At 72.6% G+C, this 24,752-nt stretch carries 26 protein-coding genes; 9 read left to right on the top strand and 17 right to left on the bottom strand.

What is annotated here, in order from left to right:
• The first annotated feature begins 3 nt into the window (after positions 1-3).
• Genes ACZ61C_RS41555 through ACZ61C_RS41535 form a run of 5 tightly spaced genes read left to right on the top strand, consistent with a single transcriptional unit; the run spans position 4 to position 4,924 of the window.
• Positions 4-915 carry a carbohydrate ABC transporter permease gene (locus ACZ61C_RS41555; RefSeq protein ID WP_465313444.1) on the top strand — a complete coding sequence of 304 codons (912 nt, stop codon included), beginning with the start codon at positions 4-6 and terminating at the stop codon, positions 913-915.
• Positions 912-1,784, top strand: coding sequence for a carbohydrate ABC transporter permease (locus ACZ61C_RS41550; RefSeq protein ID WP_465313443.1), 873 nt, complete (start codon positions 912-914; stop codon positions 1,782-1,784). The genes ACZ61C_RS41555 and ACZ61C_RS41550 overlap by 4 nt, the downstream gene beginning before the upstream one ends.
• Positions 1,785-1,786: 2 nt before the next feature.
• Positions 1,787-2,725, top strand: coding sequence for a carbohydrate kinase family protein (locus ACZ61C_RS41545; protein WP_465313442.1), 939 nt, complete (start codon positions 1,787-1,789; stop codon positions 2,723-2,725).
• Positions 2,722-4,029 (top strand): alpha-galactosidase, encoded by a 1,308-nt coding sequence (gene melA / locus ACZ61C_RS41540; RefSeq protein WP_465313441.1) that lies wholly within the window; start codon positions 2,722-2,724, stop codon positions 4,027-4,029. Before ACZ61C_RS41545 ends, melA begins: the two co-directional genes overlap by 4 nt.
• Before the next feature lie 13 nt (positions 4,030-4,042).
• Positions 4,043-4,924, top strand: a complete 882-nt coding sequence (locus tag ACZ61C_RS41535; RefSeq protein ID WP_465313440.1) for an SIS domain-containing protein — start codon at positions 4,043-4,045, stop codon at positions 4,922-4,924.
• A gap of 4 nt (positions 4,925-4,928) precedes the next feature.
• Here the strand turns inward: ACZ61C_RS41535 and ACZ61C_RS41530 are convergent, their stop codons facing one another.
• Positions 4,929-5,486 (bottom strand): TetR/AcrR family transcriptional regulator, encoded by a 558-nt coding sequence (locus ACZ61C_RS41530; protein ID WP_465313439.1) that lies wholly within the window; start codon positions 5,484-5,486, stop codon positions 4,929-4,931.
• Between the two features lie 87 nt (positions 5,487-5,573).
• On the opposite strand from ACZ61C_RS41530, the gene ACZ61C_RS41525 reads away from it, so the two are divergent.
• The 3 genes from ACZ61C_RS41525 to ACZ61C_RS41515 all read left to right on the top strand — a co-directional run bounded on the left by ACZ61C_RS41525 (position 5,574) and on the right by ACZ61C_RS41515 (position 8,536).
• Complete coding sequence (locus ACZ61C_RS41525) at positions 5,574-7,004, top strand: FAD-dependent monooxygenase (RefSeq protein WP_465313438.1); 1,431 nt, start codon at positions 5,574-5,576, stop codon at positions 7,002-7,004.
• Positions 7,004-7,339 carry a putative quinol monooxygenase gene (locus ACZ61C_RS41520; protein ID WP_465313437.1) on the top strand — a complete coding sequence of 112 codons (336 nt, stop codon included), beginning with the start codon at positions 7,004-7,006 and terminating at the stop codon, positions 7,337-7,339. The genes ACZ61C_RS41525 and ACZ61C_RS41520 overlap by 1 nt, the downstream gene beginning before the upstream one ends.
• 147 nt (positions 7,340-7,486) lie before the next feature.
• Positions 7,487-8,536: a glycoside hydrolase family 43 protein gene (locus ACZ61C_RS41515; protein ID WP_465313436.1), complete on the top strand. Its 1,050-nt coding sequence runs from the start codon at positions 7,487-7,489 to the stop codon at positions 8,534-8,536.
• Between the two features lie 42 nt (positions 8,537-8,578).
• Here the strand turns inward: ACZ61C_RS41515 and ACZ61C_RS41510 are convergent, their stop codons facing one another.
• From ACZ61C_RS41510 to ACZ61C_RS41500, 3 genes are read right to left on the bottom strand one after another with little or no spacing between them, the layout of a single operon-like run.
• On the bottom strand, positions 8,579-9,334 hold the full coding sequence (locus ACZ61C_RS41510) for an SDR family NAD(P)-dependent oxidoreductase (RefSeq protein ID WP_465313435.1): 756 nt from the start codon (positions 9,332-9,334) through the stop codon (positions 8,579-8,581).
• A gap of 11 nt (positions 9,335-9,345) precedes the next feature.
• Positions 9,346-10,338, bottom strand: a complete 993-nt coding sequence (locus ACZ61C_RS41505) for an LLM class flavin-dependent oxidoreductase (RefSeq protein ID WP_465313434.1) — start codon at positions 10,336-10,338, stop codon at positions 9,346-9,348.
• A complete protein-coding gene (locus tag ACZ61C_RS41500) occupies positions 10,335-11,888 on the bottom strand; it encodes an acyl-CoA synthetase (RefSeq protein ID WP_465313433.1) in 1,554 nt (517 codons plus the stop codon). Before ACZ61C_RS41500 ends, ACZ61C_RS41505 begins: the two co-directional genes overlap by 4 nt.
• Positions 11,889-12,005: 117 nt before the next feature.
• Between ACZ61C_RS41500 and ACZ61C_RS41495 the strand changes: the two genes are divergently transcribed.
• Positions 12,006-12,623, top strand: a complete 618-nt coding sequence (locus ACZ61C_RS41495; protein WP_465313432.1) for a TetR family transcriptional regulator — start codon at positions 12,006-12,008, stop codon at positions 12,621-12,623.
• Between the two features lie 3 nt (positions 12,624-12,626).
• On the opposite strand, the gene ACZ61C_RS41490 is transcribed toward ACZ61C_RS41495, so the two are convergent.
• The 13 genes from ACZ61C_RS41490 to ACZ61C_RS41430 form a co-directional block, all read right to left on the bottom strand.
• Positions 12,627-13,760 (bottom strand): agmatine deiminase family protein, encoded by a 1,134-nt coding sequence (locus tag ACZ61C_RS41490; RefSeq protein WP_465313431.1) that lies wholly within the window; start codon positions 13,758-13,760, stop codon positions 12,627-12,629.
• A gap of 107 nt (positions 13,761-13,867) precedes the next feature.
• Positions 13,868-14,422, bottom strand: a complete 555-nt coding sequence (locus ACZ61C_RS41485; RefSeq protein ID WP_465313430.1) for a TetR/AcrR family transcriptional regulator — start codon at positions 14,420-14,422, stop codon at positions 13,868-13,870.
• Between the two features lie 86 nt (positions 14,423-14,508).
• Positions 14,509-15,006 carry a hypothetical protein gene (locus tag ACZ61C_RS41480; protein WP_465313429.1) on the bottom strand — a complete coding sequence of 166 codons (498 nt, stop codon included), beginning with the start codon at positions 15,004-15,006 and terminating at the stop codon, positions 14,509-14,511.
• Complete coding sequence (locus ACZ61C_RS41475) at positions 15,006-15,503, bottom strand: sigma-70 family RNA polymerase sigma factor (protein ID WP_465313428.1); 498 nt, start codon at positions 15,501-15,503, stop codon at positions 15,006-15,008. The genes ACZ61C_RS41480 and ACZ61C_RS41475 overlap by 1 nt, the downstream gene beginning before the upstream one ends.
• A gap of 76 nt (positions 15,504-15,579) precedes the next feature.
• Complete coding sequence (locus ACZ61C_RS41470) at positions 15,580-16,641, bottom strand: radical SAM protein (protein WP_465313427.1); 1,062 nt, start codon at positions 16,639-16,641, stop codon at positions 15,580-15,582.
• A gap of 25 nt (positions 16,642-16,666) precedes the next feature.
• Positions 16,667-17,209 carry a flavin reductase family protein gene (locus ACZ61C_RS41465; RefSeq protein ID WP_465313426.1) on the bottom strand — a complete coding sequence of 181 codons (543 nt, stop codon included), beginning with the start codon at positions 17,207-17,209 and terminating at the stop codon, positions 16,667-16,669.
• Between the two features lie 55 nt (positions 17,210-17,264).
• Positions 17,265-18,620, bottom strand: coding sequence for an FAD-binding oxidoreductase (locus ACZ61C_RS41460; protein WP_465313425.1), 1,356 nt, complete (start codon positions 18,618-18,620; stop codon positions 17,265-17,267).
• Positions 18,617-18,967, bottom strand: a complete 351-nt coding sequence (locus ACZ61C_RS41455; protein ID WP_465313424.1) for an avidin-fold protein — start codon at positions 18,965-18,967, stop codon at positions 18,617-18,619. The genes ACZ61C_RS41460 and ACZ61C_RS41455 overlap by 4 nt, the downstream gene beginning before the upstream one ends.
• Positions 18,964-20,265: an ATP-grasp domain-containing protein gene (locus ACZ61C_RS41450; protein ID WP_465313423.1), complete on the bottom strand. Its 1,302-nt coding sequence runs from the start codon at positions 20,263-20,265 to the stop codon at positions 18,964-18,966. The genes ACZ61C_RS41455 and ACZ61C_RS41450 overlap by 4 nt, the downstream gene beginning before the upstream one ends.
• 35 nt (positions 20,266-20,300) lie before the next feature.
• The gene (locus tag ACZ61C_RS41445) at positions 20,301-21,392 is read right to left on the bottom strand and encodes an NAD(P)/FAD-dependent oxidoreductase (RefSeq protein WP_465313422.1); all 1,092 of its coding nucleotides are present in this window, start codon (positions 21,390-21,392) and stop codon (positions 20,301-20,303) included.
• Positions 21,389-22,936, bottom strand: a complete 1,548-nt coding sequence (locus ACZ61C_RS41440; protein WP_465313421.1) for a class I tRNA ligase family protein — start codon at positions 22,934-22,936, stop codon at positions 21,389-21,391. The genes ACZ61C_RS41445 and ACZ61C_RS41440 overlap by 4 nt, the downstream gene beginning before the upstream one ends.
• Positions 22,933-23,304, bottom strand: coding sequence for a cupin domain-containing protein (locus ACZ61C_RS41435; RefSeq protein ID WP_465313420.1), 372 nt, complete (start codon positions 23,302-23,304; stop codon positions 22,933-22,935). The genes ACZ61C_RS41440 and ACZ61C_RS41435 overlap by 4 nt, the downstream gene beginning before the upstream one ends.
• Entirely contained in the window at positions 23,301-24,641 is a 1,341-nt protein-coding gene (locus ACZ61C_RS41430) for a SidA/IucD/PvdA family monooxygenase (RefSeq protein WP_465313419.1), read from the bottom strand. The genes ACZ61C_RS41435 and ACZ61C_RS41430 overlap by 4 nt, the downstream gene beginning before the upstream one ends.
• Positions 24,642-24,752: the final 111 nt, after the last annotated feature.

Genomic DNA, 24,752 nt, shown 5'->3' with positions numbered 1-24,752 from the left:
GCCATGCCCGGACTGCCGAGGCCCGTCACCGTCACCCCCACTCAACGCAGGCGGCGCGAAACCGCCGCCGCCTGGGCTTACGTCTCGCCCGCTGTCCTCATCATCCTGGGCCTCGGTGTGGTGCCCGTCGCCTGGTCGCTGCTGCTGTCGTTCCAGGTCGACGACCTGGTGACGCCCAGCCGGTGGGTCGGCGGGGACAATTACGCCGCGCTCGCCCAGGACCCGCACTTCGCCCAGGCCGTCGGGAACACCGTGCTGTACATGGTGCTCTACGTGCCGCTGAGCATCGTGTTCGGCTTCCTGCTGGCGCAGGCGCTCAACCGGCGTATCCGGCTGATCGGCGTCTACCGGACGCTCGTGTTCGTCCCGTTCGTGCTCTCGGCGACCGCGCAGGGGGTGCTGTTCTCGTTCATCCTCGACCCGCAGTTCGGCGCGGCCAACTCACTGCTGCACCACCTCGGCGTGTCCCCGCAGGGTTTCCTGACCGATCCGGGACAGGCGCTGCTGGTGCTGGTCGGCATCACGCTGTGGAGCGGCACCGGATTCTGCGTCGTGGTCTACCTCGCCGCGCTGCAGGACGTCGAGCCGTCGCTGGTCGAGGCCGCGCGGCTGGACGGCGCGGGCACCTGGCGCGTGCTCCGGCACGTGACGCTGCCCGCGGTCACCCCGGTGACGGCGTTCCTCGTGCTGTGGCAGCTGATCACGTCGCTGCAGGTGTTCGACCTGGTCTACGTGACGACCAAGGGCGGCCCGCTCGGCTCCACCACGGTGATCGTCTACTTCGTCTGGGAGCAGGCGTTCAAGAACTTCACCGCCGGGTACGGCGCGGCGTCGGCCTACGTGCTCGCGCTCGCCCTGCTCGTCGTCGTGGTGGCCGTCCGCCTGCTGCGCCGCCGGCGGGAGGTGCTCCGATGACCACCCGGATCGGCAGTGTCCCCGCCCCGCGCGTCCTGCCCGTGCTGCGCCGGCCGCGGCTGCCCTTCAGCCCGTGGCACCTGCTGCTCGTGCCGCTGGCGCTCGTGTTCGCCGCGCCGCTGGTGTGGCTGCTGCTCAGCTCGGTGATGAGCAACGCCGAGATCAACCGCTTCCCGCCCGCGCTGTGGCCGTCCCGGGTCGACTTCTTGGGCTACCGCTACGTCCTCGACAACGCGCTCTTCGTGCGCTGGTTCACGAACTCGCTGATCGTCTCGGCCGTGACGGTCGCGTCCAACCTGCTGTTCGGCACGCTCGGCGGGTACGCGTTCGCGCGGATGCGCTTCGCCGGGTCGCGGGTGCTGCTCGGGCTGATGGTCGCGACGATGGCGATCCCGTTCCAGCTCACCATGATCCCGACGTTCCTGGTGATGAAGCGGCTCGGCCTGATCGACAGCCTGGGCGCGCTCATCGTGCCGTCCCTGGTCACGCCGTTCGCGGTGTTCCTGCTGCGCCAGTTCTTCCTGTCCCTGCCCAGGGAGCTCGAAGAAGCCGCCTGGATCGACGGCTGCTCGCGGCTGCGGGTGCTGGTCACGATCGTGCTGCCGCTCTCGCGGCCCGCGCTGACCACGGTGGCCGTGCTGACGTTCCTGAGCACCTGGAACGACCTGACCTGGCCGCTCATCGCGCTCAACCACGACACGACGTACACGCTGCAGCTGGGCCTCACCACCTTCCAGGGCCAGCACCACACGAACTGGGCCGCGGTGATGGCGGGCAACGTGATCACCGTGCTGCCGGTGCTGCTCGCCTTCCTCGGCGCGCAGAAGACGTTCATCCAGTCCATCACCACCAGCGGGCTCAAGGGCTGACCATGCACCGTTTCGACCTCCTGGTCGTCGGCGACGCCAACCCCGACGTCATCCTCGGTCCGCTTCGGACGGACCTCGCCTTCGGGCATCGCGAACAGCTCGCCCCCTTCGGCACGCTCACCCTCGGCGGCTCCGGCGCCATCACCGCCGCCGGCGCCGCCCGGCTGGGCCTGAAGGTCGCCCTCGCCGGCCGGGTCGGCGCCGACGAAGGGGGCCGGTTCGTCCGGGCCGCGCTCGAGGACCGCGGTGTCGACACCACGGCGTTGCGCACCGACCCGGACCTGCCGACCCCGCTGACCACCGTCCTCACCCGCGACGGCGACCGGGCGATCGTCACCGCGCCCGGCACCCTGGCCACGACGTCCGCGGCCGACGTCCCGCCGGAGCTGCTGGCCACCAGCAGGCACGTCCACGCGTCGTCGTACTTCCTGCTGCCGAAGCTCGCCGCCGGCCTGCCCGCCCTGCTGCGCACCGCCCGGGAGCACGGCGCGACCACGTCCGTCGACACCAACGACGACCCGGCCGGGACCTGGGACGTCGGCGGCCTGCTGGCGGAGACGGACTTCCTGCTGCCCAACGCCGCGGAGGCCATCCGGCTGGCGGGCGTGCCCGACGCGCGGCGGGCCGCCGCGGTGCTGGCCGCGCGCGGCCCCGCCGTGGTGGTCAAGGACGGCGAGGACGGCGCCTTCTGCTGCCAGGGCGGCGAATTCGCCTTCGCTCCCGGCGCTCCGGCGGCCGCCGTCGACACGGTCGGCGCCGGGGACAGCTTCGACGCCGGGTTCCTCGCCGGCGTCCTGGCCGGGCTGCCGCTCGCGACGGCGCTGCGCTGCGGCGTCGTCTGCGGCGGCTTCTCCGTCCGCGCCCGCGGCGGCACCGCGGGCCAGGCCACGTGGGACGACGTACTCGTCCACCTCGAACGCACCGGATCGGACCCCGCATGACCCCCAAGATCACCTTCGTCGGCGCCGGCAGCGTCGTGTTCACCCAGGGCCTGCTCGCCGACCTCTTCACCTACCCCGAGCTGGACGGCGTGCACGTCGCCCTGCACGACATCGACCCGGACCGGCTCGCGACCGCGCTGGCCGCGGCGCGACGGATCGCCGCCGTCCGCGGGGTCAAGCCACTGCTCACCGCGCACGCCGACCGCCGGGAAGCGTTGTCGGGCGCGGACTTCGTCGTGGACATGGTCCAGATCGGGATGGGGGCGGCGACCCGCGTCGACTTCGAGGTCCCGGCGCGCTACGGCCTGCGCCAGACCATCGGCGACACGCTCGGTATCGGCGGGATCTTCCGCGCGCTGCGCACGTTCCCGTTCCTGAAGGCGCTCGGCGCGGACATCGCCGACGTCTGCCCGGACGCCTGGCTGCTCAACTACACGAACCCGATGGCGATGAACGTCCAGTACCTGGCCGAGGCGACCGGGCTGACGCGGGTCGTCGGGCTGTGCCATTCGGTGTACTGGACCGTGCACGGGCTCGCGCAGCTGGTCGGCGTGCCGTTCGAGGAGGTCACCTACGTCGCGGCCGGGGTCAACCACCAGGCCTGGGTGCTGCGCTTCGAGCACGCGGGCGCCGACCTCTACCCGCGGCTGGCCGAGCTGGCCGCGGCCGACGAGCAGCTGCGGCGGCGCGTCCGGTTCGACATGTTCCGGCGCCTGGGTTTCTACCCGACGGAGACCAGCGAGCACTCCGCCGAGTACGTCCCCTGGTACCTCAAGCACGACAGCGAAGTCGAGCGCCTGCGGCTGCCGATCGGCGCCTACCTCGACATCGTCGCGGAGAACGAGGCCGAGTACGAGCGGACGCGGCGGGCGGTCGCGGCCGGCGAGCCGCTGCCCGTCGAAGGCACCGAGGAGTACGCGCCGCAGATCGTCCACAGTGTCCTCACCGGGACCCCGCGCACGGTGTACGGCAACGTGGTCAACCACGGCCTGATCGAGAACCTGCCGGCCGGCGGGGTGGTCGAGGTGCCGTGCCTGGTCGACGGCACCGGCGTCCGGCCGACCCGGATCGGCGCGCTGCCCCCGCAGCTCGCCGCGCTGAACCGGACGTACCTGAGCGTCAACGACCTCGTCGTGCGCGCGGCCGTCGAAGACGACCCGCGGCACATCCGCCACGCCGCGATGACCGATCCCGCGACCGCCGCCGCGCTGCCGGTCGAGCGGATCTTCCAGCTGTGCGACGACCTCGTCCGCGCGCACGGCGACCGCCTCCAGCCCGCCCTTCGCGCCGTCCTCGGCCACTGACCCCAGGAGAACCATGTCCCACACGCTCGACGAGATCACCAGCCAGCCGGAGTGCTGGGCGCGCGTGCTGCGCGAACTGCCGTCCCACACGCCCGCGCTGCCCGCCGCGGGGGAGCGCGTCGCGGTGGTCGGCTGCGGCACCTCGCTGTTCATGGCCCAGTGTTACGCCCAGCTGCGCGAGGAAGCCGGGCTCGGCCTGACCGACGTCTTCCCGGCGTCGGAGGCGAAGCTCGACCGGCCCTACGACCGGCTGCTGGTGATGACCCGCTCCGGCACGACGACGGAGATCCTCACCGCGATCGGCCGGGCCCGCCCGGGAACCCGCGTCACGACGATCACCGCGGTCGCCGGCTCCCCGGCCGCGGAGCTGTCCGACGACGTGGTCGCGCTGCCGTACGCGGATGAGCGGTCGGTGGTCCAGACGCGCTTCCCGACCACGCAGCTGCTGCTCCTGCGCGCGCACCTGGGGCTGCCGGTCGAGCGCGCGCTGGCCGACGTCGCCCGGGCGTTGGCCGAGCCGCTCGAGCCGGAACTGCTCGCCGCGGCCCAGATTTCCTTCCTCGGCGCGGACTGGCACGGCGGGCTGGCGAACGAAGCCGCGCTGAAGGTCCGTGAGGCGGCGGCCTGGTGGACCGAGTCGTACTCGGCGATGGAGTACCGCCACGGCCCGATCGCGGTCGCGGCGCCGGGCCGGGCGGTGTGGAGCCTGGCGCCCCTGGACACCGGCCTGGTGCGGCAGATCGAGGCGACCGGCGCCCACCTCCGTCAGGGCCGGCTGGACCCGCTGGCGGAGCTGGTCGCCGTCCAGCGGCTGGCGGTCGAGCTGGCGCTGGCGGCCGGCCGGGACCCGGACCGCCCGGCGCACTTGACCCGGTCGGTGGTCCTGGCCGGCTGAGCGGTCACGCCGGGTCCGTGAGGTAGTGGCGGATGACCGGCGTGACCCAGGCTTCGAGCTCCGCGCGTCCCATGTCCGCCAGCGGCGGCACCTTCAGGACGTAGCGGGACAGGGCCAGGCCGAGGATCTGGGAGCCGAGGAGCGCGGCGCGCTGCGGGGCGCGGTCGGGCACGACCGCGGCCACCGCCGGGGTGACCTGGGCGGTGAACAGCTCCAGCATCTTCTCGGCCGCGGCCGTGCTGGTCGTGGCGGCGCGCAGCAGGGACAGGAAGCCGGCGTCGCCCTCCCAGACACCGAAGAAGCGCGGCATCAGGACCCGCGCGAGGTCGTCCGCCGACACGCCGGTGAGGTCGGGCAGGTCCAGCTCGAACTCGGCGGCCGCGGCGAAGAGCCCTTCCTTCGTGCCGAAGTAGCGGATCACCATCGCCGGGTCGACGCCGACGTCGGCGGCCACGTCGCGCAGCCGGACGCGGTCGAACCCGTGGGCGCCGAAGCGCGTCCGGGCGGCCTCGAGGATCGCGGCACGGGTGGCGGGGGCGGAGCGGCGGCGCGGTGCGGTCACGCCGCCAGCATAAGTCACCGACGGTTGACTTGACTTCGCGACGCCCGCTACCGTCTAAGTCACCCGCTGTTGACTTAGGAGGTTCCGGTGGAGACGGTGGATGTCGTGGTGGTCGGGGCCGGCCCGGCGGGCTGCCTGCTCGCCGGGGAGCTGGCGCTGGCCGGCCGGTCGGTCGTGGTCGTCGAGAAGCACGCGGAGGCGTCGCCGCTCAGCCGGGCGTTCGGGACCCACGCCCGGACGCTGGAGGTCCTGGACAGCCGCGGCCTCGCCGACGCGCTCGTCGCGACGGGCGCCAAGGCGGGCAGCCTGAGCCTGTGGAAGAGCGCGGGGCTCGATCTCACGCGGTTGCCGTCCCGCTTCCCGTTCCTGCTGGTCACCCCGCAGCGCAACGTCGACAGCCTGCTGGAGGAGTGCGCCCGGGAGCTGGGCGCGCGGATCGTGCGCGGGGCCGAGCTCACGCGGCTGGACCAGCGCGACGACGGGGTTCTGGTGCACCTCGGCTCCGCCGGGAAACCGGCGCTGAAGGCGTCCTACGTCGTCGCGGCCGACGGCGCGCACAGCACCGTCCGGCGGCTGACCGGCACGGCGTTCCCCGGCAAGGTGCTGCTGGACTCGATCATGCTCGCCGACACGCGGCTCGCCGACCCGCCCGGCGACGTCGTCACGGTGGACGCCGTCAAGGACAGCTTCGCTTTTGTCGCGCCGTTCGGCGACGGGTGGTTCCGCGTGATCGCCTGGGACCGGCGCCACGAAGGCGACCCGGCGTTCCGCCCGGAGCCGGCCGTGGTGCGCGACATCCTGCGGCGGACGATGGGCACCGACTTCGGCATGGGGGAGACCCGCTGGATCTCCCGGTTCCGCAGCGACGAGCGTCAGGTCGGCGCCTACCGCGCGGGCCGGGTGTTCTTCGCGGGCGACGCCGCGCACGTCCATTCGCCCGCGGGCGGGCAGGGCATGAACACCGGCATCCAGGACGCGCTCAACCTCGGCTGGAAGCTTGCCGCCGTCCTGGGCGGCGCCGACCCCGCGATCCTCGACACCTACCAGGAGGAGCGGCACCCGGTCGGCAAGCTGGTGCTGCGCACGAGCGGCGCGACGATCCGCCTGATGACGGTGCGCTCGTGGCCGGCGCGGCTGCTGCGCAACCACGTTCTCGGCGCGCTGCTGCGCAACGGCCGGGTCGCCGGCAAGGCCGCGGGCATGTTCACCGGAACCGGCATCCGCTACCGCCGCCCGCCGTCCTCGCACCGGCTGGTCGGCCGCCCCGCGCGCGAGATCCCGTTGCGGACCGGACGGCTGGCTGAAGCGTTGCGGCACGGCGGGTTCGTGCTCGTGGCGGGGCGGGACGCCGGGCCGGTGCGGGCGCCGGTCCCGGTGGTCCACCGCACCGACGACGGCCCGGGCCTGCTGGTCCGCCCGGACGGCTACATCGCCTGGGCCGGCAATGCCGAGTCCGGTGACTGGGCGGCGGTCCTCGCCCGGTGGACGGCGCCGGTGCGCGAACGGAGTGCCCGCTGATGCAGGTCGTCGTGATCCGGTTCACGGTGCGTGAAGAGTGGGCGGATCGCTGGCTCGGGCTGGTGGAGGAGTTCACTCGGGCCACGCGTTCGGAGGACACCAACCTCTGGTTCTGGTGGGCGCGCAGCGTGGACGAGCCCGGGGTGTTCTTCCTGTTGGAGGGGCATCGAGAGGAGGGGGTCGAGCGGCATCTGAAGTCGCCGCTGATCCCGAAGATCCAGCGTGAGTGGCCGGCCGCGTTGGCCGAGACGCCTCGCGTGCTGATGACGAGGATGGCGGGGGAGGAGTGGGCGGAGCTGGCGCTGTTGCCGGTTCCGGCGGACGACCTCGCTTGAACTCCACCCGAAGCTCACCGGTTCAGACCAATTCCGCCCGAGCTGGATCGAGCAAGTCCCCCGCGCGCTACCGGATCCCGCGGCAACGGGTGATCCTTCCGGGAGGGCCCGCTTCGCCGGGACCACGACCGAGCAAGGGATGTGGTCATGAAGCTCTCCCGATGCGTCGCCGCTCTCGTTCTGCTCCTTGCCGTGGCTCTCGGTGGCGCGCCGGCCGCCGTGGCCGGGCAGACCTCCTTACGGGCCGCCGATCCGGGTGTGCTCCGGGTCGGGTCCACCTATGTCGCCGTGCAGTCCTCCGGGGGCGGGATCGTCGTGCGGCAGGCCGGCTCCACCGACGGGCTCGCGAGCGCGCCCGCGCGGCGGATCTGGAGTGACAGCCGGGGGCTCGGGGAGGTGTGGGCGCCGGAGATCGTCACCGACGGGGGCCGGTTCTACGTCTACTTCTCGGCCGGAACCGGGGCGGCGCACCGGATGTACGTGATCAGCTCCGCCACCGCCGACAGCGGCTACACCGGCGAGACCCAGCTGGCGCTGCCCGACGGGAAGTGGGCGATCGACGGCACGCAGTTCACCTTCAACGGGCAGCGCTGGTTCGTCTGGTCGGGCTGGGCCGGGGACACCAACGTCGAGCAGAACCTCTACATCGCCCGGATGAGCACCCCGACCACGCCGACCGGCGCGCGGTACATCATCTCGCAGCCGCGGGAAAGCTGGGAACGCGTCGTCGGCAACCCTTACATCAACGAAGCGCCCGTGCCGATCAAGGACCCCAACGGGCAGCTGCACATCGCCTACTCGGCCAACGGCAGCTGGAGCGACCAGTACTGCCTCGCCGAGGTCCGCCTGCGCGCGGGCGGTGACCCGACGTACGTCTGGGACTGGTACAAGTCGAACGGCTGTCTCTTCGGTTCCCACCGCGAGACGATGATGGCCGGCTGGGACCCGACGCTGTACGTCGACGGGCCGGGCAGCCACAGCTTCGTCCTGCTCAACGGCGACATCGCGACGAGCCCGCCCGCCGGGCCGAAGTTCCCGCTGATGTTCCACGCCGTCGCCAAGGGCACGCCCTACTCGTGGGCGAACCGGTACTGGTACACCGGGACGTTCTGCTGGTGGGGCTCGACCACCTACCGCCGCGCCAACGTCCCGGGCGCGACCACGGACACCGGCTGGAGCCTCAAGTTCTTCGAGTGACCGGCCGGCGGGCCGCCCGGGGCAGACCCGCCGACCGGCGTCTCACACGAGCGACGCGGTCAGCCCGCCGTCGAGGACGTAGTGGCTGCCGGTCACCCAGCTCGCGCGGTCGGACGCCAGGAACGCCGCCACCTCCGCGATGTCCTGCGGGGTGCCGAGCCGGCCCTGCTTCGCCGCGACGAGGTCGCCGAACGGGACCTGGGTCGCCGCCTCGAAGTCGGGGACCAGCCGCTCGACCATGGCCGTGTCGGCGAAGCCCGGGCAGACCGCGTTGACCCGGATGCCGGCCGGGCGCATCTCCACCGCGGCGACGCGGGTCAGCTGGATGACCGCCGCCTTCGTCGCGCAGTAGGAGCCGAGCAGCGGGCTGCCGCCGACGCCGGCGATCGAGGAGATGTTGACGATGTTGCCCTTCGACTCGACCAGGTGCGGGGTCGCCGCCTTCATCGCGACGAACGTGCCGCGCACGTTGACCGCGAAGATCTTGTCGAAGCTCTCCGTGGACTGCTGCAGCAGCGGCGACGACACCTCGATGCCGGCGTTGTTGACCAGGACGTCGAGGCCGCCGAGGATCTCGACCGCCTGCTGGATCGCGGTCTGGACCTGGGTTTCGTCGGTGACGTCGCAGTTGGCGACGCCGGCCGCGCCGATCTCCTCGGCCGCCTGCTTGGCCGAGTCGGCGTTGAGGTCGCTGACCACGACCTGGGCGCCGCGTTCGATGAACAGCTTCGCGATCGCCTTGCCGATGCCGGCGCCCGACCCGGTGACGAAGACGCGCTTTCCCTCGAGTTCGGACATGGTCTTTCCCTTCACATCGCTTCGATCTTGGGCAGGATCTCTTCCTTGAGACGCTTCAGGTCGTCGAGCGTCTTCGCGACCGGGACGTCCGCGAACGGCGGCCACAGGAAGGGCATCGTGAGCCCGGCGTCCTGGTAGCGCTTGAGCTGGTCGGTGATCTGCGCCGCCGACCCCACGAGCAGGTTGGTGCCCTTGCCCCGCGGGGTCTGGTCCATGTCGCCGTCGGTGATGACGAACCAGATCATGCTGGAGATCTCGAGGTCGTCGACCGATCGCGGGGTGTCGAGCGCGTCGAGCTCGCGCTGGATCTCGGTGCGCCACCGCCGGATGTCCTCGGGCGAGTCCTGGATCCCGATCCAGCCGGAAAGGCCGTACTTGGCGATGCGGGCGGCCGAGCGCTTCGGGTCCTTGAGGCCGCTGAAGAAGATCGGCGGGTGCGGTTTCTGCACCGGCTTGGCCCCGAACCCGGCCGGCTCGAAGTCGGCGAACTCGCCGTGGTACTCGAAGACCTCGTTGGTCCAGATGCCCTGCATGATCTCCAGGGTTTCGCGGACGTGCTTGTGCCGCTTGGGGAAGATGTGCGCGGCGCTGGCGGCGGCGAACTCCTCCGGCATCCAGCCGGAGCCGACGGCGACGTTGAGCCGCCCGCCCGAGAGGTGGTCGATCGTGGCCAGCTCCGCGGCGAGCACGCCGGGGGACCGGTACGGCGTGTCGATGATGCTCATGCCGATCCGGACCTTCGAGGTCTTCGCGGCGAGCCAGGGCAGCAGCGGCATGCCCTGCAGGAACTCGCCCCGCGAGCTCACCGGGAGCTGCTTGCCCATTTCGTCCAGCATCCCGAAGGGGTACTGCATCTCCCCGCGGTCCGAGGACTCCGGCACGATGATCCGGTCGAGCGTCCAGACGGAGTCGAAGTCGAGGTCCTCGGCGAGGGCGGTGAGGTCTTCGAGCTCCCGGACGGTCACCTTGTCCCGGAAGTTCGGCAGGTAGAGCGCGAGTTTCATGGTCGGACAGCCTCCTTGCTGTGCTGGGTGAAGGTGGAGCGGATGTCGGCCTTGAGCACCTTGCCGACGGTGGAGCGCGGCAGCTCCGGCCAGATCTCGATCTGCTTCGGCGCCTTGACGCTGCCGATGCGGTCCTTGACGAACGCGATCAGCTCACCGGAGTCCAGCTCGCGGCCGGGCTGGAGCTGGACGACGGCGGTGACGCGTTCGCCCCACTTGTCGTCGGGCAGGCCGATGACGGCGCAGTCGCAGACGGCGTCGTGGGCCATCACCGCCTGCTCGACTTCGGCGGAGTAGACGTTGAACCCGCCGGTGATGACCATGTCCTTGGCGCGGTCGACGATGTGGAGGAAACCCTCCTCGTCGAGGAAGCCGATGTCCCCGGTGTGGTGCCAGCCGTGGGCCGACGCCTCCGCCGTCGCCTCGGGGTTGCGGTAGTACCCGGCCATCACCAACGAGCCGCGCACGCAGATCTCCCCGCGTTCGCCCCGCGGCACGGGCCGGCCCTCGTCGTCGAGGATCGCCACGGTGACCAGCGGCGACGGCCGGCCGGCGGACGACAGCCGTCCCGTGTGGACGGTCCCGTCGGGACGGCGGTGCTCGGCGGGGGACATCGTCGAGATCATCATCGGCGCCTCGGACTGGCCGAACAGCTGCGCCATCGGCCCGATGCGGTCGAGGGCCTCGGTCAGCCGGGCCGTCGACATAGGCGCCGCGCCGTACCAGAAGCACTGCAGCGACGAGAGGTCCGTCGTCGCGAGCGTGTGGTGGCCGAGCACCATGTAGATCAGCGTCGGCGGCAGGAACGTGTGCGTGACGCCGTGGCGCTCGATCAGCTCCAGGAACCGTCCGACGTCGGGCTTCGGTATGATCACGATCTCGCCGCCACGGGCGAGCACCGGGAAGCAGAGCACCCCCGCCGCATGGGTCAGCGGCGCCAGGGCGAGGTACACCGGGCGCCCGTCGAAGGGGTAGCTCATCAGCGTGATCGCCGACATCACTTCGAGGTTCCGGTCGGTGAGCATGACACCCTTGGGGCGCCCGGTGGTGCCGCCGGTCCCGACGAGGGCGACCACGCCGTCGGGCTGGTCCGCTTCGGCCGAGGGGTCGTCCTTCGCGGCGCCGAGCCACGTGTCGAAGCCGGGGGCGAAGTCGTCGCCGTCCCCGAGCCGGACGAGCGTGGTCAGCTTGGGGAGCTTCGGGGCGATCTGGCGCACCAGCTCTTCGAAGCCGGGCTGGAAGATCAGCGTGGCGCAGTCGAACAGGTCCAGCAGCTCGGCGTTCTCGCCGGCGGCGTTGCGCGGGTTGATCGGGCACCACACCGCGCCGGCCCGGGCGACGCCGAAGACGCACGTGAACGCCGTCGGGTCGTTGGCCGAGAGGATGCCGACCTTGTCCCCGGGCCGCACGCCGGACCGGCGCAGGGCGCGGGCGACGGCCTGGGCGAGTTCGACCACTTGGCCGTAGGTCCGGGACACCCCGTCGAGGGTCAGGCAGGGCGCGTCCGGGTCCAGGGAGGCGCCTTTTTCCAGGTAGAAGTACAGAGACATCGTCGTCCCTCCCGAGCTCCGTCGGTCGCTGGACACGACCTTGGCCGCCGTTTGGACGAATGTCAAGATTTTCTTGGACGATTGGTCAGAGAGTGGCTCGATGGTATCTTCGGGCCCGTGACCAGCGCAGCCGCCGTCAGGCACCGGAGCCGGGCCGACAAGTTCGAGGAGCGCCGTCGCGAGCTCGCCGACGCGGCGCTGCTGGCGTTGGCCGACCTCGGGTACGCCCGCACGAGCCTGCGCACCATCGCCGAGCACACGAAGTTCTCGCACGGGCTGCTGCACTACTACTTCGCCGACAAGGTCGAGCTGATCACCTACTGCGTGCGGCGGTACAAGGCGTCCTGCGTGACGCGCTACGAAGGCGGCGTCGCCGAAGCGGCCACGCCGGCCGGGCTCGCCGCCGCCTGCGCGGACGGGTTGGCCGCCACCCTCGGCGACGCGCCCCTGATGCACCGGCTCTGGTACGACCTGCGCACGCAGTCGCTGTTCGAGGCGGCGTTCCGCGACGACGTCGCCGAGATCGACGAGAGCCTGCGGGACATGATCTGGCGCAACGTCCGCGCGTACGCCGACCTCACCGGCGCCGAGCCGAACTGCGGCCCGGCCGAGGCGTACGCGTTGTTCGACGGTCTGTTCCAGCAGGCCCTGCAGCACCACCTCGCGGGCGCCGAAACGGCCCTCGGCGACCTGCGGCAGCGCGTGCGCGACCTGTTCCCGCGCCTGGTCGGCTGACGCCTACGCGGGCACGTCGTGGGTCGAGCAGTGGATCCCGCCGCCCCCGGCGGCGATGGCGTCGATCCGCACCGGAACCACCTCGCGGCCCGGGAACTGCTCACCCAGGATGTCCTGGGCGCGCGCGTCGGCCGCCGCGTCCCCGAACTCCGGCAGGAACACGGCGCCGTTGGCGACGTAGAAGTTCGCGTAGGACGACACGAACGCGTCACCCTCACCGGTGATCCGGTCGGGATCGGGCTGCGGCAGGTCGATGATCCGGAACGGCCGGCCGGCGGCGTCGGTGGCGCCGGCGAGGACGGCACGGGCCTGCTCGGCCGAGCGTGACCAGACGTCCGGCGGGGAGCCCGGGAAAGCCTTGTCCAGCAGCACAACGCCGGGCGCGGTGTAGCGGACCAGGCAGTCGACGTGGGCGTCGGTGATGTCCTGCCCCTGCACACCCGCGAGCCAGACGACCTTCGTGACGCCGAGGGTCTGCTTGAGCTCGTCTTCGATCTGCTGCCGGCTTTTGCCGGGGTTGCGGTTGTCGTTCACGATCGAGCTTTCGGTGACCAGCAGCGTGCCTTCGCCGTCGGTCTCCAGCGCGCCGCCTTCGGCGACCAGCGGCGCCGTGACGCGCGGGAGTCCGGCGGTCTCCAGCACCGCGCGGGCCACCCGGGCGTCCCTCGGGTGCCGCTGCTTCCCGCCCCAGCCGTTGAAGTTGAAGTCGACGCCGGTCAGCTTTCCGTTTTCCCGCACGAAAACCGGGGCCGTGTCGCGAGCCCACAGGTCGTCGGCGGGGATGGCCGTCACCTCGACACCGGAGCCCACAGCCTGCTGTGCGCGGTCCTGGTCACCGGGCCCGGCCAGCAGGACCACGTGCTCGAACCCGGCGATGGCGCGCGCCAGCCGCGCGATGTCCGCCTGGACCGCGGGCAGGTCGGGGCCCCAGATCCCGTCGGAGGTCGGCCACGCCATCAGTGTCCGGGCGTGCTTTTCCCACTCGGCGCCGAAGACCCGCCCGGCCGGGGCGGGCGCGCTGCCGCTCGCGGGCGCGGCGGGGGAGCCGGGGGAGCTGCACGCCGGCATCCCGAGCGCGGCGCCGAGGCCGAGCGCCGTGGTGAGGGCGCTGCGGCGGGAGAAGGGTGCGGAGGGCATGGGGTGGGTGCTCCTGTGCGGCCGGGGTCGGTCACCCCAGCCTGACACTGACTGAAAATTCAGTCAAATCGAGCCGCGCCTCGGGTGACTTGGACAACACGCAGACGTCAGGAGCCGAGCTCGGCCGCGACCGCGCCGAGGAGCAGGTCGCGGGCCCGGTCCACGGTGAGCGTCCCCGACAGCCACCGCTCCGACAGGCCTTCGACCAGCGCGGTCAGCCGCTCGGCGACGTCGTCCGGCTCGGCGGCCGGGCCCGCGGCGGTGACCAGCTCGGCGATCTCGGCCACCCAGATCCGGGTGGCCTCTTCGAGGCGCTCGCGCAGCTCGGTCTCGAACACGGCGCTGGCGCGCAGCTCACCCCAGGCGATGCTGTTCTCGCGGACCTCGTCGACGTCCTGCAGCTCCAGCAGGAGCCGCTGCTCCAGCAGGGCCCGCGCGTCCCCGCCGCCCGGCAGCGCCGCGGTGGTGTACCGCGCGGCGCGGTCGTTGACGTGGTCCAGGGTCGCGCTCAGCAGCCCGGCGCGGTCCTTGAAGTGGTAGTAGATGAGGCCGGTGGACGTCCCGGCTTCGGCCGCGACCTCCTCGACGCGCAGCCCGCGGACCCCGCTGCGGGCGACGAGGCCGGCCGCGGCCCGCAGGATCAGGTCGCGCTTGCCCGCCACACCGCCGCCCTCCGCCGCTCGAAAGTTCCCCGGCCCACCGTATCCGGCGGGGTCGTCGGCAACCTCGGCGGACGCGCCTCAGCGGTTCACAACCGGGCCGCGGGCAGTCCGAGCCGGGCGCAGGTGCCCGGGTCGCCCGGGAAGACCCCGACCGCTCCCGCCACCACGCCGGCGGCTTCCGGCGTCAGCACGCAGGCGACGAGCGGTTCGCCGTCCGACGGCCGGCGGTCACGGCATATCTGCATGATCTCGCCGGTGACGTCGACCCGGCCCGCGCGGTCGCCGACGCCGATCGCGACGTGCTGGTCCGGCGCCGGGCTGCCGATGTCCGCGGTGCGGTAGCAGTAGCCGATCTCCCGCTCGGTGGGGGCGACGAGGCTGCCCGGTGCGGCGTCCCGGGGCGCGGACACCAGCATCACCGCGCCGGAGACGACGGCGACCCCGGCCACCACCGCGGCCGCGCCGAGCCGGCCGTGCGTGCGCCGGCGGGCCCAGCCACGGGCCTCGAGCGCGTCGAAGTCGAGGCGCAGCGGCGGCTCGCCGTCGCCGAGGGCGCGGGCCAGCAGGTCCTTGGCGTCCGTCATCAGCTGCTCCTCTCGGTCACCGCGGTGGTTTCGCCGAGCAGACGGCGGAGTGTGGTGAGGCCGCGGGCGGCCTGCGACCGCGCGGTGCCCTCGGAGATACGCAGCACCTTCGCGACTTCGATGCTGCTGAGATCGCTGAAGTACCGCAGCACCAACACGGCTCGCTGCCGTGGCGGCACGCGCTGCAGGGCGGCCCGGACGTCGAGCGCGTCCGCCGGCTCCGCGCCCGCGACCGGCGTGTCCGGAAGCTCGTGACGCAGCTCCGCGCGCCGGTACGGGCGGCGGGCCTCGTCGATCGCCAGCCGGGAGATCACGCGGCGGGCGTAGGCGTCGACGCCGGCCGGGTCGATGCGGTGCCAGCGGGTGTAGAGCCGCAGCAGGGCCGTCTGAACCAGGTCCTCGGCCAAGGCCCAGTCCCCGCACATCAGGAACGTCTCACGCCGCCAGATCGCCGCGCGTTCCCGCGCGACCCGGCTGAATTCCCCTCGATCGGCCACGACCACCCCTCTCGCAGGGACATACGAGAGCGCACCGGCGGAGCGTTGCACGCCTGCCGTGAATTCGGTGGCCGGCTCAGAACAACGTCGCCTGCTGCGGCTCCGCCTCCGGCTGGTTCCGCCGCCCGTTCAGCGCGAACTTGTCCTCGATCGACTCGTCCGGGTCCGGGAGCCCGTACCGCGCGATGATCGCCCGGATCCGCTCGCTCACCTCTCGGCGGTACGGCCGCAGCGTCTCCGACCCCGACGAATACAGCGTTGTGTAGTCCGGCACCAGGTGCGGATGGTTGCGCCGCAGCCAGGAGAAGAACACGTCCTTCACCCCGGACGACAGGTACAGCGGGTGGAACAGCACCGTCGTCGCGCCCGCGGTGGCCACCGCCGACACCAGCTCCTCCAGCTGCTCGGGGGAGTCGGTGAGTCGGGGGAGGATCGGGGACAGGAAGACCGTGCAGTCCAGGCCCGCGTCGCGGATCGCGCGGACCGTGGCCAGGCGCGCGGTCGTCGTCGCCGTGCCGAACTCCACCGACTGCTGCAGCTCTTCGTCCATGATCGAGATCGACAGCCCGAGGTGCACCGTCGTCGCGCGGCTCGCCTTGACCAGGCGGTCGAGGTCACGGCGGATCGTCGTGCCCTTCGTCAGGATCGAGAACGGCACCCGGTGGCCCGCCAGCGCGTCGATGATGCCCGGCATCAGCTCGTAGCGGCCCTCGGCCCGCTGGTACACGTCGGTGTTCGTGCCGAACGCCACCCGCGGCGGCAGCTTCCGCTTGCGGGCCAGCTCGTTGCGCAGCACTTCGACGATGTTCGTCTTGACGATGATCTCGTTGTCGAAGTCGCCGGCGACGTTCAGCCCGAGCCGGGTGTGGGTGGGACGCGCGAAGCAGTACTGGCACGCGTGCGTGCAGCCGCGGTACGGGTTGATCGTGTACTCGCCGGGCAGCATCCGCGCGTCCGCGGGCACGTGGTTGAGCGCGCTCTTCGCCAGCACCTCGTGGAAGGTCACCCCGCGGAAGTCCGGGGTCCGGACACTGCGCACGAACCCGCTCATCCGCGCCAGCCCCGGCAGGGTGCCGTCGTCGACGCGGTCGGTGCGCTGGCCGCTCCAGCGCATCGCGCCGTCTTCGCTGCTCGTCAAGGAACCCCCTTTGTCCGGCCCGAATTTACACCGCCTCGCCCCAGTGCCCCGGCCCCGACAGGTCGAGCGTCGCGGCCGGGGGCCGGCTCACGGCGTGGTACTCGCCGTGCACGAACACCAGGGCCGGCGTCCTTCGATCGTGTCCGGTGGCCAGGACGTTTCCGACGACCAGAGTGTGGTCGCCGAGGTCGAACCGCTCCTGGAGCGCGCATTCGAGCCAGGACGCGCCGTCGAGCACCAGCGCGCCGGTGTGCGCGCCGGGCCGGGCGGCGAGCGTGGTGAGGTGCTCGGCCCGCCGTTCGCGCGGGCCGGCGAAGCGGCCGGCGAGCTCACGCGCGTCGGCGGGCAGGATCGACACCACCCACCGGCCGCCGGCCAGCAGGTCGGTGAGGAACGCCGAACCCTTGCGGAAGCACAGGGAGATCAACGGCGGGTCGAGGGAGATCGAACTGAGCGAGTTGACGGTCACGGCGTCGTGGTGGCGGCCGTCGGGGGTGTCGCGGTACGTGCTCGCGACGCACACCCCGGTGGCGAACGCGCGCATGGCACCACGGAGGTCGGGCGGCATTCGGCTGCTCCTGGGTCGGGGGCCGGCCCGCGCGGGACGCGGGCCGGCCGGTGGGTCACAGGGCTTGCGGGAAGCGGAAGAACCGGTCGGGGTCGTAGGTGCGCTTGACCTCGGCGAGCCGGCCGGCGTTGGGCCCGTAGTAGGCCCGCGGCCAGTCCTCGAGGTCCGGATCGGTGAAGTTGACGTAGGAGGCGTCGGGCGCGAACTCCCCGGCCTCGGCGTGCAGGGCGTGCAGCCAGTCCAGGTTCGCCCGGACGGTCGTGGCCGGGTCCTGCTCGGTCCACGACGTGTCGAGGCTGAGCAGGAACTTCGTGTCCCGGTGCGGGAACGCCGTTTCCGTGACGGGGACGCGGTTGATCGCCCCGCCCCACGCGAACAGCGCGGCCCCGGCGCCGTCGGGGTTGCCGCTGCCCGGCCACTTGTCGACGGCGCGCACGAGCGCCGCCAGCCCGGTGTCGCCGATCGCGTGCGGCGTGCACCGCGTGCGGGCGGCGAACGCCCCGCCTTCACTGCCGTGGTGCAGGTACCGCGCGGCCTCCCAGAAGTCCCGGTCCTCGATGTCGGCGCGGTCGGGGACCGCGACGGCGAAGACCGGCGCGAGCAGCTCACGCAGCTCCTCGGCCGGGCCGAGGTGGTGGCCCACCACGGAAACCACGCCGTCGTCGCCCGCCGAGCGGGCGATGCCGATCCGAGCCGAGAACCGGTCCGGCGCGGTCAGCATGATCTCCTGCATGGTGGCGAGCACCTCGACCGCGTGCGGCCACGACCAGAGCAGCAGGCACGTCGAGCCGGCCGGCGCCGGCCGCGCCTGGAACGTGAAGCTCGTGTTCACGCCGAAGTTGCCACCCCCGCCGCCGCGGCACGCCCAGAACAGGTCCGGGTTCTCCGTCGCCGACGCCGTCACGGTCCGGCCGTCGGCGAGCACGACCTCGGTCGACACCAGCGCGTCGCAGGTGAGGCCGAACGCGCGCGAGATCGTCGTGACCCCGCCGCCGAGGGTCAGGCCGCCGATGCCGACGGTGTCGGAGTTGCCGAGCGGGAAGGTCAGGTCCCACGGCCGCAACCCGGCGTAGAGCGCGGCCATCGGCGTCGCCCCGCCGACCGTGACGCGCCCGGTGTCGCAGTCGATCCGGATCCCGGCCAGCCGCCGCAGGTCCAGCACCAGGCCGGTGCCGGTCGAGTGGCCGGCGTAGCTGTGCCCGCCACCGCGGACGACCAGCGGCACCGACTCGGTGCGCGCCCACTCGACGGCCTTCGCGACGTCGCCGGTGTGGGCCGCCGAGAGGACCGCCGCCGGGCGGGTGGCGGCGAACCGCCGGTTCTCCGGCGCGGTGGCTTCGTCGAAGCCGGGCTCGCCGGGGAGCCGCAGGTCGCCGTCCACCCGGCCGGCCAGCGAAGACCACGCGGTCACGACGCCGCTCCGACCGGGACCGCGGCGGGGATCTCCTCGAGGAAGGAGACGCCGGTGTCGGCGTGCTCGCCGTAGCGTTCCCAGACCTCGCGCAGCACCAGGGTGCCGCCGTGCCGCTGCGGGCTGTTGGTGCTGTGCCCGGCGATCACCTCGCCGGACTCGAGCACCATCGTGTAGGCCAGGCGCAGCACGCCGGCCGCGTCGCAGGTGCCGGTGATCGTCCCGCGCCGGACGCGCCCGCCTTCGAACACGGCCCAGACGAGGTCGCCGCGCTGGTGGTACTCCGCGCAGGTGCCGTCGCCGCCGCCGAGCTTGCGGAACCGGCGGCCGTCGTAGTCGATGGTCATTCGTCCACGTCCAGGAGTCCGGCCGGCATCTCCAGCGTGGTGCCGGCGGGCGGCGGCTCGATCTCCTCGGTGTCGATCTCGACGAGCGACGCCGCGTGCGCCAGCCGCCGCGAGACCTCGTCCGGGCCGGAGCCTTCGCAGACGACCAGGGAGTGCCGGGCGATGTAGCCGCCCGGCGGCAGCCGCAGCGTGGTGCCCGCCTCGGCCATCGGCGACGCGAGCACCAGTCCGGGAGCCGCCTCGGGCACCTTGACCGAGTGCAGGACGCAGTCGTGCGCGGGGTAGCCGAAGCGGATGCCGGCGGTGCCGGCGCGAGTGTGCGCGACGTCCGGACGCTGCCCGGTGGCGACGTCGAACAGCACGCCACCGGGGTCGATGCCGGTCGCCGTCTTGCCGAGGAACGGGATCAGGTCGCCGCCGAGACGGCCGTTGACCTCGATGATGACCGGGCCCTTCGCGGTCAGCCGGACCTCGGTGTGGGTGATGCCGTTCTCGATGCCCAGCACGTGGTGGGCCCGGGTCAGCACGTCCAGCAGGGCCTCGTCGCGCAGCAGCGGGTCGGCGGCGTCGACGACGTGGCCGGTCTCCTCGAAGAACGGCGGCATGCCGGTGCTCTTGCGGGCCAGGAACATCGGCAGGTACTCGCCCTTGTAGACGGCGCCGTCGATGCTGATCTCGGGACCGTCGGCGAACCCCTCGATGAGCGCGCCGCCGCGGTAGGGCTCGTCACCGACCAGGCTGGCCTCGTGGGCGACGCGGTAGGCGGAGACGAGCTCTTCTTCGTCGGCGGCCAGGGAGACACCCATGCTGGCGCCCAGCGCCCGCGGCTTGACGATCACCGGATAGCCGATGCGCGCGGCGGCCGCTTTCGCCCCTTCGAGGTCCGGGACCAGTTCGAAGCCGGGCTGCGGCAGGCCGGCCGCGGTGAGCCGGGTGCGGCAGCTGTGCTTGTCGCGGCAGCCGTGCACACCGGGGATGCTCAGGCCGGGGACGCCGAACTCGGCGGCCAGCTCGGCCGCGGGCATCACGAGCGGCTCGTCCCAGCACAGCACGCCGGTGACGGCGTAGCGGCCGGCCAGCTCGCGGGCGGTCTCGGCGAGCAGCGTGTGGTCGAAGACGTTGACGACGGTGATGTCGTCGAAGTACTCGTGCTGCCAGGTGGGCTTGAGGTTGTTGACCAGCACCAGTTTCAGGCCGGCCTCGCGGGCGCGGGCGGAGACGGTGCGGACGATGTACTCGCGGTAGAGCTTCAGGCCGCTGCCGATGACGAGCAGCGCCCCCGGGGCGTTCGTGGTCATGAAGGTCGTCCTCCGGTCGGATGGGTGGTTCGCGGTCAGGCCGCGGCTCGGACGGTGTGGCGGGCGAGCTCGGCGACAACGGCGTCGGCTGCCAGGGGAGCGGTGCGGAAGCCGTCGCCGCCACTGGCCGCGCGGGCCCACACGGCGGGCCCGACGCGCACGAAGCCGGTTTCGCCGCCGTCGGTGGTGGCGTAGTGGCAGTGCTTGACACGGTCGACGGCGTAGGTGTCCACTTCGGACACGATGCCGGCCGAGAGCACGCGCCCGGCCCAGTTCGTGCCGTCGTCCGATGTGGACAGACCGGCGACCTCGCGGCGGGCCGCGTCGGTGCTGATCTTGAGCAGGGTGCCCGCCACCGACGGCAGCAGCCAGGCCCGGCCGTCGGCGCCGATGCCGCCGGCCGTCGGCGTCGCCGCCCACGCGCGGGCGAGCTCCGCCGGCGGGCGCAGGTACACCATCGTCTGGCGGTGCACTGTGACCGGCCGGTCGACCAGCGCCGACGACCACGGCCCGGCGGCGACGAGCACGACGTCGCCGTGCTCGCTGGTGCCGTCGGCCAGGTGGACCCGCCCGCTGCCGGCGTCGACGTCCACCGCCTCCCGGCCGGGCCGCAGCTCGGCCAGGGGGTGGTGGCGCAGCCAGCGGGCGGCCGCGTGCAGCACGCGGTCGGCCAGCAAAGTGCCGGCGTGCGGCTCGAGCACCGCGCCGGATCCCGCCGGGAACCCGATCAGCGGCAGGCTGGCCGGGTCGGCGACCCGGACCGGCACCCCGGCGGCTTCGGCCGTCGCGACGGCTCCGGCCACCTCGCCGGCGGGCAACGCGGTCAGCACGCCGACGCGGCGGTAGAGGCAGGCACCCGGCAGGTGGTCGCACAGCAGCGCGTCCAGCGCCCGCCACCGGCGGTGCAGGTCGGCGCTGCGGCGGGTGGCCTCCGGGTCGCCGGCGACCAGCGCGCGCAACGCCCGGTGCTGGTCGAACGACGTCGCGCCCGGGTGCGGGACCGGGCCCCGCTCCAGCAGCACGACGCGGTGCCCGGCCCGCACGCAGCCGATCGCGGTGAGCAGCCCGGTGATGCCGCCGCCGACCACCACGACCCGCAGGCCGTCCTGCCGGGTGCCCGCGCTCATCGCGCGGCCCGCGCCGGGCTCAGGCGGGGCAGGGCCACCGGCGTGAACGAACCGGTGACGGCGGGCGCCGGACCCGCGTCGGGCCCGAAGACCTGCGCCGCCAGGTCGATCAGCACCGGCGCCGCCGCGCGCAGCAGCCGGTCGACCTCGAAGCAGAAGTCCCCGGCGTCGGCGCCGGTCACCTCGTGCCCGTCCAGCCGCGCCAGCTGCTCGGTGATGGCCTCCGCCGCCCGGTTCAGGCTGAACCCGGCCAGCTCGTAGGAGGCCGCGAACCGCTCGCCCATCCGGGCCGCGGCCCGGACGGCGCGGTCCGACACCGGCAGCGGGCCGAGCCCGACCCAGCGGTTCACCTTGTCCGCCACCCGGTTCCAGGGGCCGACCAGCCGAGCGTCGGTGACCTGCGTGAGCGCGTCCCGGCTGAAGCTGGTCCGCTGGTGCTCGGGGCTGGTCGCGGCCAGGTGGAACCGGATCAGGTCGCGCGGCACCTCGGCGGCCAGCTCCCGGCTCCAGATCACGTGCCCGCGGCTGGTCGAGAACTTCCGGTAGTCCAGCTCGTAGAACTCGTTGGTCAGGTACCGGGTCGGGAGCTGGTACACCCCGCCGAGCGCGAGCAGCATCGCCGGCCCGGCGACCGCGAACGGGTAGATGTTGTCGAACCCGAGGAAGTACACGATCTCCGAACCCGCGCCGGCGAGCCACAGCGCGTCCTCGGTGCCTTCCGCGACCCCGCGGGCCTCCGCCGCCAGCGCCGAAGCGTGCATGCTCCACGCCATCGGCTCGGCGTTGGGGTTGACGACCTGCCCGGAGACCTCGGGGAAGGGCACGCCGATGCCCCACGAGATCGGGTAGGTGACCGGGAAGTCCGGCAGCGGCCGCGCCAGCATCGCCGCGAGCGCCTGGGCCATGTGCGGCCGGATCCCGTCGGCGTGCGCCGCGAAGTGCGCCCGCAGCCGCTCCCGGTAACGCTCGACCGGGAGCACGAGCACGTCGGCCTCCCGCAGCTCGACGACGTCGTCGGGGTCCAAAGTGGACCGGACGTCGATGAGCTCGCCCGCCGCCACCAGCTGCCCGCAGCTCTCGCAGAGCCCCGCGCAGCCTTCGGACAGGCACTCCGGACAGTTGCCGGAGGCGAACCCGTCGACCAGGAACTGCCCGGTCCGCGTCGAGAACGGGAACTTCATCGTGCGCAGCTCGAGCTTGCCTGCCGAGTACAGCCGGCCGATGAAGTCGACGACCCACTTGGTGAACCGGTCGTCGTCGCCGGTGTAGCCGTCGACGCCGATGCCGAGCGCGGCCAGGCTGGCCTCGATCTGCGCCGCCGAGTTCGCCACCAGCTCCGCCGGGGTCACGCCCCGGCGGTGCGCGGTGGTGACGACGAACGTCGAGGTGTCCTGGAACCCGGTGCCCAGCAGCACTTCCCGGCCCTGGGCCCGCGCGTAGCGGGTGTGCACGTCCGCGGCCAGGAACGGGCCGGCGATGTGCCCGAGGTGCAGGTCCCCGTTCGCGGTCGGCGCCGGGGAGATGATCACGGTCCGGGTGCTCATGGCGCGCTCGCTTCGTGCCGGGCCACGAACCGGGCCGACATCTCGGGGTCCCACCAGACGCCGAAGTACTCGAAGTCCGCGTCCCCGGCGTTGACGACGCGGTGCGTCGAACCCGGCGGCAGCCGGACGACGTCCCCGGCGGCGAACGCGCGCCGCTCGTCGTCCACGACCAGCTCGGCCGAACCGCTGACGGCGATGAAGATCTCGTACTCGTGGTGGGCGTGCGGGTCGGACTCGGTGCCGGCGCGCAGGACGCACCAGGCTCCTTCGAAGGGGGCGTTGAGCTCGGGCCAGGGCAGCAGCCGCTGCCCGTCGAGGCCGTAGGCGCGTTCCAGCCGCGCGCGGTCCAGCGGACGGACGTCGATCATGCCGCCACCACCACGGACTGGTCGTTCGAGCCCGGCGCGGCCGCGGGCCGGGCGCCCCGCCGGTCGAAGATGTCGCCGGAGATGTCGCCCGAACGCTGGGCCAGCACGCTGATCAGCGAGTCGGAGATGCCGTGCGTCGCCTCGTTGACCCCCTGCAGGTACAGCGCGCCGCGGGCGTCGTCGCCGAGGTCCGCGCGGTACTGCCGGTTGACCGTCACCTCGGGCAGGCCGATCGCGTCGGCCAGGTCGCGGACCATCGCCGGCATCCGCGGGTCGAAGCCGGTGCCGAGGAACACCGCGTCGCAGTGGAACTGCTCCTTGCCGCCGGTCTTGAGGTCGTGGACCTCCAGCACGACCTCTTCCCCGCCGCCGGGGCGGTGCTCGGTCCACGCGCCGGTGACCTCGGTCAGGCCGCGGATGGTCGAGACCGGCTCGCCGAGCATCTTCTGGCGGTAGATCATCGTGTACAGCTCCTCGAGGAACGGGGCGGCCAGGCCGGCGTAGTTCGTCAGGTGCATCTCCTCGAGCACCTTCGCCCGGACCCCGTCCGACATCCGGTAGAACTCGTCCACGAAGGACGGGTAGAACAGCTCGTTGACGAACTTGCTGGTCTGGTAGTCCTTCAGCGCGATCGAGCGCAGCAGCATGGTGGGCGACGAGCCCGGCGCGTGCTGGTGCAGCGCCATGAACATCTCGGCCGCGCTCTGCGCGCCGCCGACGACGACCGGGCGCAGCGGCTTGCCCTCCCGGGCCAGCCCGACGGTGGTCTCGACGCGGCTGCTGTACTGCGTGCTGTGCACGACCCGCTCGGCGGGCAGGTGCTTGAAGACGTCCGGCACGTGGGCGTCGCGGCCGCCGCCGACCACGAGGTCGCGGCAGAGCACGGTGTCGCCGTCGGACAGCGGGACGGTGAAGCCGAGCACCGAGCCGTCCTCGGAGTGGATCGGCAGGATCCGCTCGGCGCGGGCGTTGTAGCGGATCCGGACGTGCTCGAGGGAGTCGGCCACCCACTGCTGGTAGGCCGAGACCTGCCAGCGGAACGGGTTGAAGGTGCCGAGGTTGACGAACTCGTCGAGCTCACCGCGCTCGTGCATGAAGTTCAGGAACGAGAAGCGGCTGCGCGGGTTCCGCAGGGTCACCAGGTCCTTCACATAGGACACCTGGCTGCGGGCCCAGGGCAGCAGCAGGTTGCGCTGCCACACGATGTCTTCGTACTGCTCCAGGATCATCGAGCCGCGGGCCAGCTCGGTGTTCCCGCTCTCCTCGAGCGCCACGGCCAGGGCGAGGTTCGCCGGCCCCGCGCCGATCATCAGGACATCCACCTCGTGGACGGTCACGTCGGTACCTCTTTCGGTTCGGGGTGGGGGGGGGGGGGGGGGGGGGGGGGGGGGGGGGGGGGGGGGGGAGGGGGGGGGGGGGGGGAGGGAGGGGGGGGAGGGGGGGGAGTT

The sequence above is a fragment of the Amycolatopsis sp. NPDC104587 genome (assembly GCF_055583645.1).
This window is presented reverse-complemented; position numbering and strand designations above follow the sequence as displayed.